Raw genomic sequence first — 16651 nt, forward strand, 5'->3', positions numbered from 1 at the left:
CTTGATTACGAATATTAATAAGGATGGCCGAACTGTTTTTCAACTTCGTGAAGATCCTCTGCAAACTTTTCATGTGTCGCTTGAAAAAGATGATGGAACATTTCCCCGGTTTCAGCTTCTAAAACCTTGATTCCCTCACCTGTTATTCCACCTTTTACACAAACCTTTTCCTGTAAGGTCGGCAATGTATAAACCCCTTTACCGAGCAATTCCCCTAATCCAACCAGCATATTCTCAGTCAATGTCGTAGCCGTTTCTTTATCAATCTTCGTCGTTTGGCAAGCCGCGTCAATGAAAGCTTGAGCTAAATAGCTGAAGAAGGCAGGGCCGCAGCTGACAATATCGGAAGCTACCCGGGTGATATCATTTTCAATGATGACCGGTGCCGATATGGCGGAGGCCAAATCAAATAAAGCTGACACTTTCTCCTTACTGCAGCTCTCGCTGAAACTCAGTAACGATACGCCTGAACCCACACGGTTCGTTATACTCGGGATAAAACGGGCACAGGGTGCATTCACTGCCGATTCGAGCTGGGAGACGGAAAGCGGGCTTGTGATGGAAATAACCAGCTGATCCCTTTTTATATGCTGTTTGATGCCTTGTAATAGGCTGTTAATTTGCAATGGTTTTACACAGAGAAAGATAAAGTCCGCTTGTTCGACGATTTCGGCTGCGCTTTCCGCAACTTTGATACCCGGGTGTTTCTCTTTCAGCACCAATGCTTTGGAAAGTGTGCGATTTGTAATGATTAGATTTGCCGGATTCAATATTTTTGCCTCCAGCCATGCCTCGATTAAAATGGTACCCATATTTCCGGTTCCGATAACACCGATTTTCTTCAATTCCGATCAACTCCTCTCACTTATGCGATTGATTCTCCTAAAAACACTATGTATTTTTAATCTGTCCTATGACAATGTATCGTGCGAAATCCAATAAGGAGGTAAAGAAATGGAAGGGATTTTAAAAAGGAAAATGACGATGATTACCGTTGCCGCGGCATTTGTGGCAGGGGGCATTTACTTTTTTTCTCAACAAGGGGAGGATCCGGCTGATACGGAAGATATATTTTCCGTTACTGCAAAAGAAGCTGAGATGGAACAAAGTGTAAATGAATCGGCTGCCGAACCTGAGATCATTAAAGTGGATGTTAAAGGAGCGGTCAAGTCCCCGGGCATATTTACTGCACAGGCCGGTGACCGGGTGATTGATTTGATTTCCGCTGCGGGCAGTTTTACGGAAAAGGCCGACACGGATAAAGTGAATTTTGCCCAAATCATCGAAGATCAAATGGTCATTTATGTTCCGGAAATAGGTGAAGAAGACAAAGGGAACTTGGAGAATATACAAGTCGGGACGTCTGGTAATGCCGTCACTAAGGGTACGTCAGGAGGGCTGGTGAACTTGAATACTGCTACACAGGAAGATTTGCAAACCTTGACGGGAATTGGACCATCCAAAGCGAATGCGATCCTGGAATACAGGGAGACGGTAGGGAAATTCAAGGAGATCGATGAATTGAAGCAGGTTACGGGAATCGGTGATAAAACGTTTGAAAGGTTACAGGATTCCATTTCGGTGAAATGAATGATTGAATATGCTACACAAATGGACAGGAAGAGGGTAAAATTGAAGAAAATCATTCAAGAGGTAAGGGGATACAACATGAACAGAATTAGTTGGGATCAATATTTCATGGCACAAAGCCATTTATTAGCTTTAAGAAGCACATGTACACGCCTTACTGTAGGGGCTACCATCGTCAGGGACAACCGAATCATTGCGGGTGGATATAATGGGTCCATTGCGGGAGGGACGCATTGTATTGATGACGGCTGTTATGTAATTGATAATCATTGTGTCAGAACGATACATGCAGAAATGAATGCACTTTTACAATGTGCGAAATTTGGGGTGCCGACTGATGGGGCGGAAATATATGTGACGCATTTTCCGTGTCTTCAGTGCTGTAAATCACTCATCCAAGCTGGCATAAAGGCTGTATATTATGCCGAGGATTACAAAAATCATCCATATGCCCTCGAATTATTCAAACAGGCGGATGTCAAGACCGAGAAGGTTGAAGCAAAAGGGGCCATCGATGTTAATGGAAAACAAAAAAAGGACTTTGTATTCTCATTGCTAGCACAACTTGAACAAAACGGTCTGGGAAAAGAAGATTTATTGGAACTGGAAAAAGAGGCCAATCTGATATTCGAAATTAAATAGGACGGGGGGCAGGCATGGCCAGACATCTTATCTTACTGGCCGTTTCAGCCACATTTGGTGTTATGGCCCATTCTCTTTTAAATGTAAAGCTGCTGATCGTTATCCTTATTTTTCTCTGTTTCCTTTATTTTTCGGTGGGGTTAAGTGTGAAGGCCCTTAGTTTTCATTTGGTGATCATGGGAATATTTTTAGGTGCCGCCTCTTTCTCCGATCACCGAAACAAAACTGCCTATCATGGAACGGAAAGCCAATTTATCATCACATTTACAGACCAACCGAATATAGATGGAAATTCATTAAAAGGATTCATTGGCAGTGAGAAAGGCGAACGACTAATGCTTCGTTATAAAATCACGACCGAATTGGAACAGGAAAAGCTGAGTCGGTTTCTGCGAATCGGTTTATCATGTCCGGCAGAAGGGACATTGCAAATTCCCGAGAAAAACAGGAATGAAAACAGTTTCGATTACCAGCGTTATCTTTTCCGCCAAGGCACCCATTGGATATTGAAAGCGGATTCCATTTCATTTCAAGAATGCAAAGAGGGTGGAAACTCGATCCTGGTTTCGATTCGTAATTTGCGCCTGAAGGGGATTGCATATATTAGAGAACACTTTCCAGAAGAATCAAGCGGTTTTGTCACTGCTCTCATATTCGGTGACCAGAGATATATAGATGAAGGGGACCTTACTAATTATCAGCGGTTGGGTTTGGTTCATTTACTGGCGATTTCCGGTCTTCACGTCAGTTTTTTAACGGGGATGTTATTTTACATCGGCATCAGGGTTGGGATTACACGGGAAAGAATGATGATGGCCATCCTACTCTTCCTTCCGGGTTACATGTTACTTTCAGGAGCCAGTCCATCAGTGTTGAGATCCTGTTCAATGGCTATGCTTTTTTTTCTACTCCTGCTATTCAAGAAGCGGATTTCGGCGGGTGCTGCAATCGGATCGACTTATATGGCACTTTTGTTTTTTCGGCCTAATATGCTCTATGATATAGGTTTTCAGCTTTCATTCGCGGTCACATTCTCCATTATCATGTCTTCAAGCATCTTCTTGCAATACCCGAAGAAATCGATGCAGCTATTCATCCTCAGTTCCATCTGCCAACTGGCTGCCCTTCCGATTTTGCTTTTTCACTTTTTTGAAGTATCTTTCCTTGGCGTGTTTCTGAACGTATTGTATGTTCCGCTTTATTCCATCATATTGCTGCCATTTTCACTGATTTCCCTCCTCATTCATTTATTACTGCCTTCCTTTGGTCAACCTCTCATATCATTATTGAATTTCACCTTCGTACTCTGCAATAAAGCCGCAGATGCAGCATCGGAATTGCCGCTCGCCTCCATTCCGTTTGGAAAGCCGCCTTTCCTCATGATGTTACTACTTGTTATTTCCCTTATAGGGTTATGCCTGACTTGGGAAGTATCCTTTGAAAAAAGTAAAATCTGGTGCGGAATGATAATCGTCCTTTTACTTTTGCAATATAACTTACAAAGGTTCTCACCTTTTGGTGAAGTGCAAATCATCGACGTTGGACAAGGCGACTCCATTTTAATTATCCTGCCTTTCAACCGCGGCAATTATTTGATTGATACGGGCGGTCAAATTACATTTCCAATCGATAAATGGGCGATAAAGAGAAAGAAGTTCAACACGGCGGATGATATCATTATTCCATTATTGAAAAGTAAAGGAATCCACCAATTGGACAAACTGATTTTAACCCATCCGGATGCAGATCATATGGGAAGTGCAAAAGAATTGATAGATAATTTTAAAGTTGCTGAGATCATCATTGGAGGCTGGAGTGAAGAGCAATACTGGGATATGGATCTAATAACCGTGGCGAGGGAGAAAAAAATGAAAATGACCGTCCTGAAAAGGGGGGACCAATGGGTGGCGGGCGGAGCGCGGTTTGCTGTGCTAAGTCCATTTAAGCAAGAAGAAAATAAGAATGATTCATCCATCGTTTTATTCACGGAGCTTGGGGGAGTGTCATGGTTATTGACCGGCGATATGGGAGAGGAAGGGGAAAGGGAACTTATGAGAACATTCCCGCAGTTGCAGGCGGATATCTTGAAGGTCGGTCACCATGGCAGTAAAACTTCTTCTTCCACGCCCTTCCTTGAACAGCTGCAGCCGAAAGCGGCGCTTATTTCAGTTGGAAAAGATAACCGCTACGGGCACCCTCATGGAGACGTAATAGGGAATCTGGAGGGGAATGGCATAAAGGTTTTCAGGACGGACAAGGATGGTTCTATTATTTACAAGTATTACAAAAGCAGTGGAACCTTTCGGAAGACTCTCCCATAGTATATAGAAAATCAAAAAGAAAGAGACTGCAGCAGCAGCCTCCATCAGGAAAAATAAGTGCATGTAATGAATGAAATCAGGATCCGACAGCTTTAATGACGACAGCTATGGTGAACATGGCAGCGAAAAATACAAAAGAACCGATGAATCCTATAGCGGAATCAGCGACGTCATCTGTCTTTGATTGAACATTCTTTTCGAATTCGTTCATTATTTACCCCTCCTATTTCTGCTAATAGTATAAAACATTACCAAAAAAAAATCTACAGGCTTCATTCCTTCATTTCCTTTACTGACAAGAGTTGTCACAAATAGTTTGGGATTTTGAGGTCAAAATAAAAGTACAAACAAAGCAAGCGAAAAGAAAAGCTCATTTGTTCTACATGAATACTCTACCCGCTTTCAAGGGAGATTACCCGGGCCTTTCTTGAAAGTGTTCATATAGATCCGGAACTAGCCCTTTTAAGGGCTAGTTCCCTTTATAGCTTGTCAAATGGTCCATCCACCTATACCATTAGAGAAGAATACATAGTAAAGAGGCGGATTCTATTGGTATTAGACGTTTGGAAAAGTATAAAAAAAGGGCAATTCGCGCCAGTATACTTGTTATATGGGACGGAAGCCTATCTAATTAATGAAACGAAGCAGTTATTGATCGAGAATGTCCTTCACGAAGATGAGATGGATTTTAACTTTTCTCAATTTGATTTAGAAGAGACGTCTGTTGAAACTGCGCTTGAAGATGTCGAAACCCTCCCGTTTATCGGGGAAAGGCGCCTTGTCTTCATGCAAAACCCATTTTTTTTGACAGCTGAAAAAACGAAGTCAAGAGTTGAGCATAATGTGAAAAGACTGGAAGCGTATTTGGCTGACCCGGTTCCATATTCTATTGTCGTATTGACCGCACCTTATGAGAAACTGGATGAACGGAAAAAAATCACCAAGGAACTGAAGCGTAAGGCGGTTCTTGTTGAAGCGAAGAAGCTTGGTGATCATGAGTTAAAAGGGTGGGTGAAGGAGAGGGTCGAAGCTTCTTCAGTCCGAATAGATGAGCAGGCTACGGAGCTTTTACTTGAACTTGCAGGAACGAATCTGATGATGCTGACGAATGAACTGGATAAAATGGTGCTTTATACGGAAGCTGATAAGCACATTACTGTCGAGGTAGTGGAAAAGCTGGTCGCTAAATCCCTTGAACAGAATATCTTCACACTCGTTGATCATGTGTTACAAAGAAAAATGGAGAGTGCCATGACGATACTGCATGATCTTCTCAGGCAGAATGAAGAGCCGATCAAGATCTTGAGTGTCATGGCAGGTCAGGTCAGGCTCATGTATCAAGTGAAGGAGCTTTCCCGTCAGGGCTATAGCCAGCAAAAAATTGCGGGTCAACTGAAGGTGCACCCTTACAGGGTAAAGCTGGCACTTGAAAAGACGGGGGAATTCCAGGAACGCGAGTTGTTGAGCATCATGAACGACTTAGCGGAAGCGGATTATAAAATGAAGACCGGACAAGCAGATAAGGCAATCACGCTTGAGCTGCTGCTTTTAAAAATCAGATGATAAAAAAGGTGGCAGATATCCTGTCACCTTTTTTATGCAAAAAAACGGCACAAAAAAAACGATCCGATTGGATCGTTTAATTTTTTGTCATTATGCGTTAAGAGCGTTAAGTCTTTTCGCTAAACGAGATTTTTTACGGGCTGCCGCATTTTTATGGATTAATCCTTTAGATGCAGCTTTGTCTAATTTCACAGCAGCTGTTAAAAGAGCTTCTTTAGCAGCTTCAACGTTTTCACCAGCTAATGCAACTTCAGCGTTTTTCACTGTAGTACGCATAGTTGATCTAACAGTAATGTTATGAACGCGTTTTTTGTCGTTGATTTTTACACGTTTAATAGCAGATTTAATGTTTGGCATTCCGTTCACCTCCTACAAAGAAATCGAGATTATATGAACTCGACTTTTCAAATCCATATCAAATAGCACAAGTGATATTCTATCAGACTGCTCATAAATATGCAATACTTCAGATTGAGAATCGAAAAGGAATTATAAAAGGAATTATAATTTCAGTAATAAATTCATCTCGTCATCATTCATTGTACCAAAAAAATGAATAATAAAAAAGCAAAAACGACAGAATGTTTAAGAGAGACTATTGAAAATACTAGATTAGATACAATTCAAACATCAGGAGGCCGTTATGGAAAATAAATTGGACCTTAGTGAATACGGAATTCGGACAGATTTGGCGATTGAGGCAAAGGAAATTGCCCTTGAACATAAAGGTGTTGTAGAGGAAGTGGATGTTTCCCATATTGAAGGGGTCATAATTAAGGAAAAAGATGTGGATGATTTGAAGGTATCCTTAGTCGAGGTCACGGCTGAGGGGGAAAAAGAAATCGGAAAAAAACAGGGCAGCTATTTGACCATCGAGGTCCAGGGAATCCGTCAGCAGGATACGGAAACACAGCAACGGGTGGAAAAGGTGTTCGCCAACGAACTGGCTTACTTCTTGAAACGGAATAAAATCAACAAGGAAAGCAGTTGTTTAGTTGTCGGCCTTGGTAATTGGAATGTTACCCCCGATGCTCTGGGACCTGCAGTCGTTGAGAACCTTGTAGTCACAAGACATTTGTTCGAATTGCAGCCTGAATCCGTCAAGGAAGGCTATCGGCCGGTCAGTGCGATTTCCCCCGGTGTTATGGGGATTACCGGAATCGAGACGAGTGACATCATAAAAGGCGTCATCGAAAAAAGTAACCCTGATTTCCTGATCGTCGTTGATGCATTGGCTGCCCGTTCGATCGATCGTGTGAATGCAACGATTCAAATTACGGATACAGGTATCCATCCAGGGTCTGGTGTGGGAAATAAACGTAAAGAATTGAGTCAGGCTACACTGGGAGTTCCAGTTATTGCAATTGGAATACCTACCGTCGTGGATGCCGTATCGATTGCAAGCGATACGATTGATTATATTTTGAAGCATTTTGGCAAGGAAATGAATGAAGGGGACAGACCATCTCGTTCATTGGCACCTGCTGGATTCAGTTTTGGAAAACGGACAAAGCTGACCGAAGAAGATATGCCGGGTGAAAAGGAACGCCAAACCTTTTTAGGAATGATAGGTGTGCTCCCTGATGAAGAGAAGAGGAAATTGATTTATGAGGTGCTTTCGCCACTTGGTCATAATTTAATGGTTACACCAAAGGAAGTAGATGTTTTCATCGAGGATATGGCCAATTTGATAGCTAATGGATTAAATGCAGCCCTGCATCATTCAATAAATCAAGATAATGCCGGCTACTACACCCGTTAAATCATATTCAGTGCCCAAAAATGGTGTTCTACCCTTTCTAGCAAAGTCATAGGTATTAATAGACAAGCTATAGAGAGGGTGGAAAGATGAAAAGAAGAAATTCCCCAGGAATCATAACAGCCATTCACGGATCAACAATAATAAAAACTTTTCTAGGTATTCTCGCCTTGCTTCTTTTTGTTTTTTCAGTCAGTGGGGTCATGACTTCCCTAAGACCCGAGTATCGGATATCTTCGAATTCCGTACATACTGTAGCCAATCAATTCTCGGGGAAAATGCTGTTCTCGATGCTGGCCAATGAAAATCATTATCTGTTTAATGCCCTGCCGGAAGGTAAGCAGGAATCGATCATCACGAATCAATTGATAAAAGTCTCGACCAACATTTCACTCGAGGACCCGCGAAGTTTACTGGGAAGGGAACTTCCTGGCTTTTCGATTTTTGATAATGAGATACTCGTTGCTGGGGAAGGAACGAATTATACCAATATGCCTTATGAATCCTCCCCGCCAGTAGATGTCCTGAATGAAGAGAGGGATGCATCCCTGCAAAACCTGGATGAGATTGAAGAACCGGATAAAGGAGTGACCAATGAGCCGAATCAAACGACCAATGGCCGGAAAGTGGTCGAGATATACCATAGCCATAACCGGGAGTCATATCTTCCATATTTAAAAGGAGTGACCAATCCCGACCTTGCCTACCATTCTAAAATCAATATTACGAAACTCGGGGAACGGATGGTTGAAGATTTGGCTGATAAGGGAATCGGCTCCTCGCTCGATAAGACGGATATCATGGGAAATCTGAATAATAAAGGATTGAATTATGCTAAATCGTATCAAGAATCACGAAAATCCGTCCAGACGGCATTGGCCAATAACAAAGATTTAGAATATTTGATTGATATCCACCGCGATTCAAAGCGGAAGAAACATACGACAATTACAATCAAAGGTAAAGAGTATGCCAAGATCGCCTTCGTGATCGGGGGGAATAACCCGAACTATGAAAAAAATGCCGCGCTTGCCAATAAGCTTCATAAAGCATTGGAGAAAAAATACCCAGGTATTTCCCGAGGGGTTATGAAACAGGGCGGATCTAGCCATAATGGTATATATAATCAGGATTTATCAGGCAATGCCATGCTTATTGAAGTTGGCGGTGTTGATAATACTTTCGAAGAAATGTACTTGACCGTTGATGCCTTTACCGAGGTTTTCAGTGAATTTTACTGGGATGCCAAAGCAGTGGATAACCAGACCGGGGATTCGGAAGCGAGGTAATTTGAAAGGAGTTCTCTTATCATGGTTCGATTTTGGTTGAAATGTACAGGGATTGTGCTCGTATTATTTTTAGGTGTTCTAATCGGGATGCAGCAAGCGAACGACGGGATGAAAAAAATGAAGGGGTATGAAGATCCCTCTTTGAATAGTGCATTCATCATTAACCAATCGGACCAAGGGGAGATGGAAGCGGATATCCTTGGCGAAAAAGTGACGAGTCATGATTTGGAGACGAAAAAAGAAAAGCTTGAAGAAATGAAAGCTTTCAACTTTTTCTCATCGATCGGCAAAACGCTTGGAGAAACCATATCAAGTGCCTTTCAAGCCCTTATTAATATGATTTAGGTAGGAAATAAGTTGATTGAGCCCTGCCAAAAGGCTGCATCCGAATCCGGGATGCAGCCTTTTTTTATGCTTTGTCCTGCAATGATGCTTCTTTTGTAACTATTCTGTTGAATCTTGCATTTTCTATTGATATAATAAAAAATAGTGTATTGTGTCGACTAGTGGGAGTGAACGTCATGAATAGAGAAGAAAAATTAAAAAGACAATCAAAAATTCGTAACTTTTCCATCATCGCTCATATCGATCATGGTAAATCTACATTGGCGGATCGTATCATTGAAAAAACGAACGCCATGACTCAGCGTGAAATGAAGAGTCAGCTGTTGGATTCCATGGATTTAGAGCGTGAGCGTGGAATTACGATCAAATTGAATGCGATTCAATTGAAATATAACGCGAAAGATGGAGAAGAATACATCTTCCATCTTATTGATACACCGGGACATGTCGATTTTACGTATGAAGTGTCACGAAGCCTTGCCGCTTGTGAAGGTGCTGTCCTTGTTGTCGATGCGGCACAGGGAATTGAGGCCCAAACGCTTGCGAATGTGTATTTAGCTTTGGACAACAACCTTGAAATCATTCCGGTAATCAATAAAATTGATTTGCCGAGTGCAGATCCGGAACGGGTGCGCGGAGAAATCGAGGAAGTGATCGGATTGGATGCTTCCGATGCAGTTTTGGCTTCGGCTAAAGCCGGAATCGGAATCGAGGAGATTTTGGAACAGGTCGTTGAATTGGTTCCAGCCCCGCAAGGTGATCCGGATGCTCCTTTCAAGGCGCTTATTTTCGATTCACTGTTTGATGCGTACCGCGGTGTAGTTGCCTATATCCGTGTTGTTGAGGGTTCCATTAAAGTGGGCGACAAAATCAAAATGATGTCCACTGGCAAGGAATTCGATGTTACCGAATTGGGCGTTTTCAACCCTAAAACACAGCTTTTGGATGAACTGAACGTCGGTGATGTAGGTTTCCTGACGGCATCGATTAAAAACGTTGGTGACACGACTGTCGGTGATACGATCACGAGTGCCGTGAATAGTGCGACAGAACCATTGCCGGGTTACAGGAAGATGAATCCGATGGTATATTGCGGTTTATACCCAATTGACGCATCGAAATTCAATGATTTACGGGATGCATTGGAGAAATTGGAATTGAACGATTCAGCGCTGCAGTTCGAAGCGGAATCATCGCAAGCATTGGGCTTCGGTTTCCGTTGCGGATTCCTTGGACTCCTTCATATGGAAATCATCCAGGAACGGATTGAACGTGAATTCAAAATCGATCTGATCACCACTGCGCCGAGTGTTATTTATGATGTGGTGCAAACGGACGGAACGGTCCTGAAAGTGGATAACCCGTCCAACATGCCTGATGCTCAAAAGATCGAACGTGTCGAGGAGCCATATGTCAAAGCAACGATGATGGCACCGACGGAGTTTGTCGGGGCGATCATGGAAATCTGTCAAAATAAACGCGGTAACTTCATTGATATGGAATATATCGATGAGACTCGTGTGAGCATTCATTATGAAATTCCATTATCGGAAATCGTGTATGACTTCTTCGATCAATTGAAATCCAATACAAGAGGCTATGCTTCATTCGATTATGAGCTGATCGGCTACAAACCGTCCAAGCTTGTGAAGATGGATATTTTACTGAATGCTGAAACTGTCGATGCTTTAAGTTTCATCGTTCATAAGGACTTTGCTTATGAACGCGGTAAAGTCATTGTTGAAAAATTGAAGAAATTGATTCCAAGACAACAATTCGAAGTGCCGATCCAAGCGGCAATCGGGCAAAAAATCATCGCCCGTTCTTCGATTAGTGCAATGCGCAAAAACGTATTGGCTAAATGTTACGGCGGCGATATTTCCCGTAAACGTAAGTTGCTCGAAAAACAGAAAGAAGGTAAAAAGCGGATGAAACAAGTAGGTTCCGTTGAAGTTCCGCAGGAAGCTTTCATGGCTGTTTTGAAAATGGATGATACGACACCCAAAAAATAAATAAAATAAACGATAGTTAGAAAAAAGAGGGTAGAGGAGATCTAGCCTCTTTTTCTATCGACTCATTCGATTAAAAGGTTGTGAACACAATGATCAAAAGCGCCTACCTCCATATACCATTTTGTGAACATATTTGTCACTATTGTGATTTCAATAAAGTATTTTTGCAGGGACAGCCGGTCGACGAATATTTACAGATGATGAAAAGGGAAATGGTGATGCAGCTTTTTAAATACCCGACTGCAGGTTTGGATACTGTTTTCGTCGGTGGAGGGACACCGACCTCACTGGATGAAAAGCAGCTTGCATTCTTATGTGAAGCAATCAATGAAACCCTGCCCTTTGACCCTAAGAAGGCTGAATATACTTTTGAAGCCAATCCCGGGGATCTTTCAAGGGAAAAACTCAAAATACTTTATGATTCAGGGGTCAATAGACTTAGCTTTGGAGTGCAAAGCTTCAATGATGAATTATTAAAACGAATTGGCAGGACTCACCGGGCTTCAGAAGTATATGAAACGATCCATTTGGCTCAAGAAGTTGGCTTTACGAATATAAGCATCGACTTGATTTATGGATTGCCGGGCCAAACGATGGAAGATTACAAGGATACGCTGGATAAAGCGATCGCCCTTCAATTGCCGCACTACTCAAGCTACTCATTGATCGTTGAGCCGAAGACGGTTTTTTATAATCAGATGCGAAGAGGTAAATTAATCCTGCCGCCGCAGGAGCTCGAGGCTTCGATGTATGAGAGGCTGATGGAAGAGATGGAGAAGCATGGCCTGCATCAATATGAAATCAGTAATTTTGCCCGAGCTGGGTTTGAAAGCAGGCACAACCTGACATATTGGGATAATGTGGAGTATTATGGGATTGGTGCTGGTGCACATGGCTATACTGGAGGTAAAAGGGTGGCCAATCATGGGCCTGTGAAGAAATATATCACTCCATTGCTTTCGAACGAGCTGCCTGTGTTGGAAGAACACCCAGTACCGCTTCATGAACGGATGGAAGAGGAGATGTTTTTGGGTCTCCGGAAAACGCAAGGGGTTTCATTGGAAATATTCAAGAATAAATTTTTTGTAGAAATGACGGAGATTTTCAGGAAACCGCTCGAAGAAGGATCGGCAAAGGGGTTGCTTAAGGTGGAAGGCGGGTTCGTGCGCTTGACTGAGCGGGGCAAACTGCTAGGAAATGAAGTGTTCCAAACATTTTTAGGCGTTATTGATTCCGACTGAAGGAAATCCATGTTATTTTAACGATGAATTAGCGGTTTTCATTGTTGACATCATAAGCTGCATTTGATAATTTATTAGTATATTAGCACTCGATGAGACAGAGTGCTAACAGAGGTGATCATACATGCTAACTGATCGTCAATTATTGATTCTACAAGTGATAATCGAGGATTTCATCCATTCTGCCCAGCCAGTCGGGTCACGAAGCTTGTCGAAGAAAGATGAAATCACGTTCAGCTCTGCCACAATTCGCAACGAAATGTCTGACCTTGAAGAAATGGGATTTATAGAAAAAACCCATACTTCTTCCGGTAGGATCCCTTCTGAAAAAGGGTATAGATATTATGTGGATCATTTACTTTCTCCTCAAGCTCCGAAAAAGAATGAAGTGAAGATATTAAAATCCGTTTTTGTAGAACGAATTTATGAATTGGAAAAAATCGTTCAGAAGTCAGCGAAAATACTTTCGGAACTGACGAATTATACGGCGATTGTACTCGGACCAAAAGTGAATGAGCATAAGCTGAAAAAAATCCAGATCATTCCCTTAAGTCCTGAAACGGCAATAGCCATCATTATTACGGATACAGGTCATGTGGAAAATCGAATGATTTCCTTACCGCCTTCTTTTGATATAAACGAAATTGAAAAGATGGTGAACATATTGAATTCCCGTTTGGTCGATGTTCCGCTAGTTGATCTAAAGGATAAGATCTATAAGGAAGTTGCCGTTCTATTGAGCCGCCACATTCATAACTATGGATCGATGGTCTCGATCCTTGCGGAGACCCTGACGGACACAAAGCCCGAAAAAATATTTTTCGGCGGGAAAACGAATATGCTGAGGCAGCCGGAGTTCCATGATATTGCGAAAGTAAGCACGCTATTATCGATGATTGAACAGGAACAGGGATTTTATGAACTAATTACACAAAATCCATCGGGCATCCACGTCAAGATCGGCCGTGAAAATCAAAACACAGTGCTCGATGACTGCAGTTTGATTACGGCAACCTACTCAATCGGGCAGGAGCAAGTTGGCACATTGGCCATATTGGGTCCCACGAGAATGGAATATTCGAGAGTGATCAGTTTGCTTTCGTTTTTCTCGAAAGATTTAACGGCCCTGATGACAAAACTGTATCAAAAATAGTAGCAAAGGTAATATTGTTAAGGTGGCGGAGGAGTATATTCCGCGGCCTGGCATATTACTTTAGCATAAATTGTATAACCCTTTTAGGGAGGTGAGATTGTGACAGAAAATAAAAACGAAGAACAAACATTGGAAAATGAAACAATCGAGGAAAGCGCTGCAGAAGCAGTTTTCGCTGAAGAAGAAATTCCAGCAGCGGAAGAAAACGATAGTCCTGTTGAAAAAGATGAACTTCAATTGGCTCAAGAAAAAATTGCCGAACTTGAGGCGAAAATCGAAGAAATGGATAACCGTTATCTTCGTCTGCAGGCCGATTTTGATAATTCAAGACGCCGTGCCAAGCTTGATATGGAGGCGGCTCAAAAATATAGAGTTCAAAGTATTGCTAGTGATTTAGTTGAGGCTCTTGATAATTTTGAAAGAGCAACAAAGATCGAAGCGGAAAATGAACAGACGAAATCCTTGCTATCCGGCATGGAAATGGTCTATAAAGCGATTACTGGTGCATTGGCTAAAGAGGGCATCGAACCGATCAGTTCGGTTGGCGAAGAGTTCGATCCGCGTTTGCATCAAGCGGTCATGCAAGTTCAAGATGAAAACTTCGGTTCGAACATCGTCGTCGAGGAATTCCAAAAAGGATACCTTCTTAAAGACCGTGTGATTCGACCTGCAATGGTAAAAGTGAACGAATAGGATTTTTACATATAAATAATTGGGAGGTAGTGAAACTATGAGCAAGATTATTGGTATTGACTTAGGTACAACAAACTCTTGTGTATCTGTACTTGAAGGCGGGGAACCAAAAGTAATCCCGAATCCGGAAGGAAACCGTACAACACCATCCGTAGTGGCATTCAAAAATGGAGAAAGGCAAGTAGGGGAAGTGGCAAAACGCCAAGCGATTACAAACCCTAATACGATCATTTCCATTAAACGCCATATGGGTACCAACCATAAAGAAGTAATTGAAGGAAAAGAATACTCACCTCAAGAAGTTTCTGCAATCATCCTTCAATACTTGAAATCATACGCTGAAGAGTATCTTGGCGAAAAAGTCACTAAAGCGGTTATCACAGTACCTGCTTACTTCAATGATGCAGAACGTCAAGCAACCAAGGATGCTGGTCAAATTGCCGGCCTTGAAGTGGAACGTATCATCAACGAACCGACCGCTGCAGCACTTGCATATGGTTTGGATAAAACGGAAGAAGATCAAACGATCCTTGTATTCGACCTTGGCGGCGGTACATTTGACGTGTCGATCATGGAACTTGGAGACGGCGTTTTCGAAGTTAAGTCCACAGCCGGCGACAACCGTCTAGGTGGGGATGATTTCGACCAAGTCATCATCGATTATCTGGTTGAAGCATTCAAGAAAGAAAACGGCATCGACCTTTCAAAAGATAAAATGGCGGTTCAACGTTTGAAAGATGCAGCTGAAAAAGCGAAAAAAGATCTTTCCGGCGTAACGTCAACTCAAATTTCCTTACCATTCATCACTGCTGGAGAAGCTGGACCGCTTCACCTGGATGTAACGATGACTAGAGCTAAATTCGATGAGCTTTCTACAGGTCTTGTGGAACGTACGATGGGACCGACTCGTCAAGCATTGAAAGATGCCGGTCTTTCAGCATCTGAAATCGACAAAGTAATCCTTGTTGGTGGATCTACACGTATTCCTGCTGTCGTTGAAGCGATCAAAAAGGAAATCGGTCAAGAACCAAGCAAAGGTGTAAACCCTGATGAAGTGGTGGCTATGGGTGCTGCAATTCAAGGTGGCGTATTAACAGGTGATGTTAAAGATGTTGTCCTTCTTGATGTAACCCCACTTTCACTTGGAATTGAAACGATGGGCGGAGTATTCACGAAACTGATTGACCGCAATACTACGATTCCAACAAGTAAATCACAAGTATTCTCGACAGCGGCTGATAATCAAACGGCAGTTGATATCCATGTCCTTCAAGGTGAGCGTCCAATGTCAGCGGATAACAAAACTCTTGGTCGTTTCCAATTGAGTGACATTCCACCGGCACCGCGTGGAGTTCCGCAAGTTGAAGTGACATTCGATATCGATAAAAACGGTATCGTGAACGTTCGTGCGAAAGATCTTGGTACGAACAAAGAACAAGCAATCACCATCAAATCATCTTCAGGCCTTTCTGATGAAGAGATCGAACGCATGGTACGTGAAGCGGAAGAAAATGCCGATAGCGATAAACAACGTAAAGAAGAAGTTGAACTTCGTAACGAAGCCGATCAATTAGTTTTCCAAACGGAAAAAACGCTTAAAGATCTAGAAGGTAAAGTGGACGAAGCGGAAGTGACAAAAGCGAATGAAGCGAAGGATGAACTGAAAGCTGCAATCGAGAAAAATGAGCTTGAGGAAATCCGCGTGAAAAAAGATGCGCTTAACGAAATCGTTCAAGCTTTGACAATGAAGCTTTATGAAGAAGCGGCAAAAGCTCAACAAGCTGGCGAAGCTGGTGCTGGCGAGCCTGCTCAAGACGATAATGTCGTTGATGCTGAATACACTGAAGTGAACGAAGAAGAGAAAAAATAATACGTGCCCCAATCGGGACACACATATATTGGGCAGTATTTCTGCCTCCATTGTAAAAAAGTCAAAGTCAGGTTATCTTGACTTTGGCTTTTTTACAGTGAATGGAAACTTGTTGCAATCACTGATGGAGAATCGTGGGATTTTAGAGAAAAATGTGTGCAAATTGGGGCGGG

Annotated in this window: 15 protein-coding genes; 12 read left to right on the forward strand and 3 right to left on the reverse strand. The window is 42.4% G+C overall.

What is annotated here, in order from left to right:
• Positions 1–14: 14 nt before the first annotated feature.
• A complete protein-coding gene (gene comER / locus J7I90_RS20085; RefSeq protein ID WP_285289453.1) occupies positions 15–845 on the reverse strand; it encodes a late competence protein ComER in 831 nt (276 codons plus the stop codon).
• 109 nt (positions 846–954) lie between these two features.
• On the opposite strand from comER, the gene J7I90_RS20090 reads away from it, so the two are divergent.
• The 3 genes from J7I90_RS20090 (at position 955) to J7I90_RS20100 (ending at position 4553) form a co-directional block, all read left to right on the forward strand.
• Positions 955–1590, forward strand: a complete 636-nt coding sequence (locus J7I90_RS20090) for a helix-hairpin-helix domain-containing protein (RefSeq protein WP_214773464.1) — start codon at positions 955–957, stop codon at positions 1588–1590.
• A gap of 78 nt (positions 1591–1668) precedes the next feature.
• Positions 1669–2232, forward strand: a complete 564-nt coding sequence (locus J7I90_RS20095) for a ComE operon protein 2 (RefSeq protein WP_214773465.1) — start codon at positions 1669–1671, stop codon at positions 2230–2232.
• A 14-nt stretch (positions 2233–2246) separates the two neighbouring features.
• A complete protein-coding gene (locus J7I90_RS20100; RefSeq protein WP_214773466.1) occupies positions 2247–4553 on the forward strand; it encodes a DNA internalization-related competence protein ComEC/Rec2 in 2307 nt (768 codons plus the stop codon).
• A gap of 76 nt (positions 4554–4629) precedes the next feature.
• Here J7I90_RS20100 and J7I90_RS20105 read toward each other — a convergent pair whose 3' ends face one another.
• Positions 4630–4764, reverse strand: a complete 135-nt coding sequence (locus J7I90_RS20105) for a YqzM family protein (protein ID WP_034308559.1) — start codon at positions 4762–4764, stop codon at positions 4630–4632.
• Between the two features lie 338 nt (positions 4765–5102).
• Here J7I90_RS20105 and holA point away from each other — a divergent pair, with 338 nt between their 5' ends.
• Positions 5103–6116 carry a DNA polymerase III subunit delta gene (gene holA / locus J7I90_RS20110; RefSeq protein ID WP_214773467.1) on the forward strand — a complete coding sequence of 338 codons (1014 nt, stop codon included), beginning with the start codon at positions 5103–5105 and terminating at the stop codon, positions 6114–6116.
• A 90-nt stretch (positions 6117–6206) separates the two neighbouring features.
• Here the strand turns inward: holA and rpsT are convergent, their stop codons facing one another.
• Positions 6207–6473 carry a 30S ribosomal protein S20 gene (rpsT, locus tag J7I90_RS20115; protein WP_034308554.1) on the reverse strand — a complete coding sequence of 89 codons (267 nt, stop codon included), beginning with the start codon at positions 6471–6473 and terminating at the stop codon, positions 6207–6209.
• 286 nt (positions 6474–6759) lie between these two features.
• Between rpsT and gpr the strand changes: the two genes are divergently transcribed.
• The 8 genes from gpr (at position 6760) to dnaK (ending at position 16478) form a co-directional block, all read left to right on the forward strand.
• Positions 6760–7878: a GPR endopeptidase gene (gene gpr, locus J7I90_RS20120; protein ID WP_214773468.1), complete on the forward strand. Its 1119-nt coding sequence runs from the start codon at positions 6760–6762 to the stop codon at positions 7876–7878.
• Between the two features lie 86 nt (positions 7879–7964).
• Positions 7965–9164, forward strand: a complete 1200-nt coding sequence (gene spoIIP, locus J7I90_RS20125; RefSeq protein WP_214773469.1) for a stage II sporulation protein P — start codon at positions 7965–7967, stop codon at positions 9162–9164.
• A 21-nt stretch (positions 9165–9185) separates the two neighbouring features.
• Positions 9186–9509 (forward strand): YqxA family protein, encoded by a 324-nt coding sequence (locus tag J7I90_RS20130; RefSeq protein WP_214773470.1) that lies wholly within the window; start codon positions 9186–9188, stop codon positions 9507–9509.
• 176 nt (positions 9510–9685) lie between these two features.
• Positions 9686–11521, forward strand: coding sequence for a translation elongation factor 4 (gene lepA / locus J7I90_RS20135; RefSeq protein WP_053535739.1), 1836 nt, complete (start codon positions 9686–9688; stop codon positions 11519–11521).
• An 89-nt stretch (positions 11522–11610) separates the two neighbouring features.
• Positions 11611–12762, forward strand: a complete 1152-nt coding sequence (gene hemW / locus J7I90_RS20140; protein ID WP_214773496.1) for a radical SAM family heme chaperone HemW — start codon at positions 11611–11613, stop codon at positions 12760–12762.
• A gap of 124 nt (positions 12763–12886) precedes the next feature.
• Positions 12887–13915, forward strand: a complete 1029-nt coding sequence (gene hrcA, locus J7I90_RS20145) for a heat-inducible transcriptional repressor HrcA (protein ID WP_214773471.1) — start codon at positions 12887–12889, stop codon at positions 13913–13915.
• Between the two features lie 99 nt (positions 13916–14014).
• Positions 14015–14608: a nucleotide exchange factor GrpE gene (gene grpE, locus J7I90_RS20150; protein WP_214773472.1), complete on the forward strand. Its 594-nt coding sequence runs from the start codon at positions 14015–14017 to the stop codon at positions 14606–14608.
• Positions 14609–14645: 37 nt separating this feature from the next.
• Positions 14646–16478, forward strand: a complete 1833-nt coding sequence (dnaK, locus tag J7I90_RS20155) for a molecular chaperone DnaK (RefSeq protein ID WP_095389811.1) — start codon at positions 14646–14648, stop codon at positions 16476–16478.
• The last annotated feature ends 173 nt before the right edge of the window (positions 16479–16651 follow it).

It is taken from the genome of Bacillus sp. ISL-57 (assembly GCF_018613135.1).
Classification (GTDB): Bacteria; Bacillota; Bacilli; order Bacillales; family DSM-1321; genus Peribacillus; species Peribacillus frigoritolerans.

Excerpts from the sequence above, each read along its gene's own strand:
- dnaK (WP_095389811.1), top strand. The coding sequence starts at position 14,646 with ATGAGCAAGATTATTGGTATTGACTTAGGTACAACAAACTCTTGTGTA.
- spoIIP (WP_214773469.1), top strand. The coding sequence starts at position 7,965 with ATGAAAAGAAGAAATTCCCCAGGAATCATAACAGCCATTCACGGATCA.
- J7I90_RS20105 (WP_034308559.1), bottom strand. The coding sequence starts at position 4,764 with ATGAACGAATTCGAAAAGAATGTTCAATCAAAGACAGATGACGTCGCT.
- J7I90_RS20095 (WP_214773465.1), top strand. The coding sequence starts at position 1,669 with ATGAACAGAATTAGTTGGGATCAATATTTCATGGCACAAAGCCATTTA.
- rpsT (WP_034308554.1), bottom strand. The coding sequence starts at position 6,473 with ATGCCAAACATTAAATCTGCTATTAAACGTGTAAAAATCAACGACAAA.
- lepA (WP_053535739.1), top strand. The coding sequence starts at position 9,686 with ATGAATAGAGAAGAAAAATTAAAAAGACAATCAAAAATTCGTAACTTT.
- gpr (WP_214773468.1), top strand. The coding sequence starts at position 6,760 with ATGGAAAATAAATTGGACCTTAGTGAATACGGAATTCGGACAGATTTG.
- J7I90_RS20090 (WP_214773464.1), top strand. The coding sequence starts at position 955 with ATGGAAGGGATTTTAAAAAGGAAAATGACGATGATTACCGTTGCCGCG.
- J7I90_RS20100 (WP_214773466.1), top strand. The coding sequence starts at position 2,247 with ATGGCCAGACATCTTATCTTACTGGCCGTTTCAGCCACATTTGGTGTT.
- J7I90_RS20130 (WP_214773470.1), top strand. The coding sequence starts at position 9,186 with ATGGTTCGATTTTGGTTGAAATGTACAGGGATTGTGCTCGTATTATTT.
- hrcA (WP_214773471.1), top strand. The coding sequence starts at position 12,887 with ATGCTAACTGATCGTCAATTATTGATTCTACAAGTGATAATCGAGGAT.
- hemW (WP_214773496.1), top strand. The coding sequence starts at position 11,611 with ATGATCAAAAGCGCCTACCTCCATATACCATTTTGTGAACATATTTGT.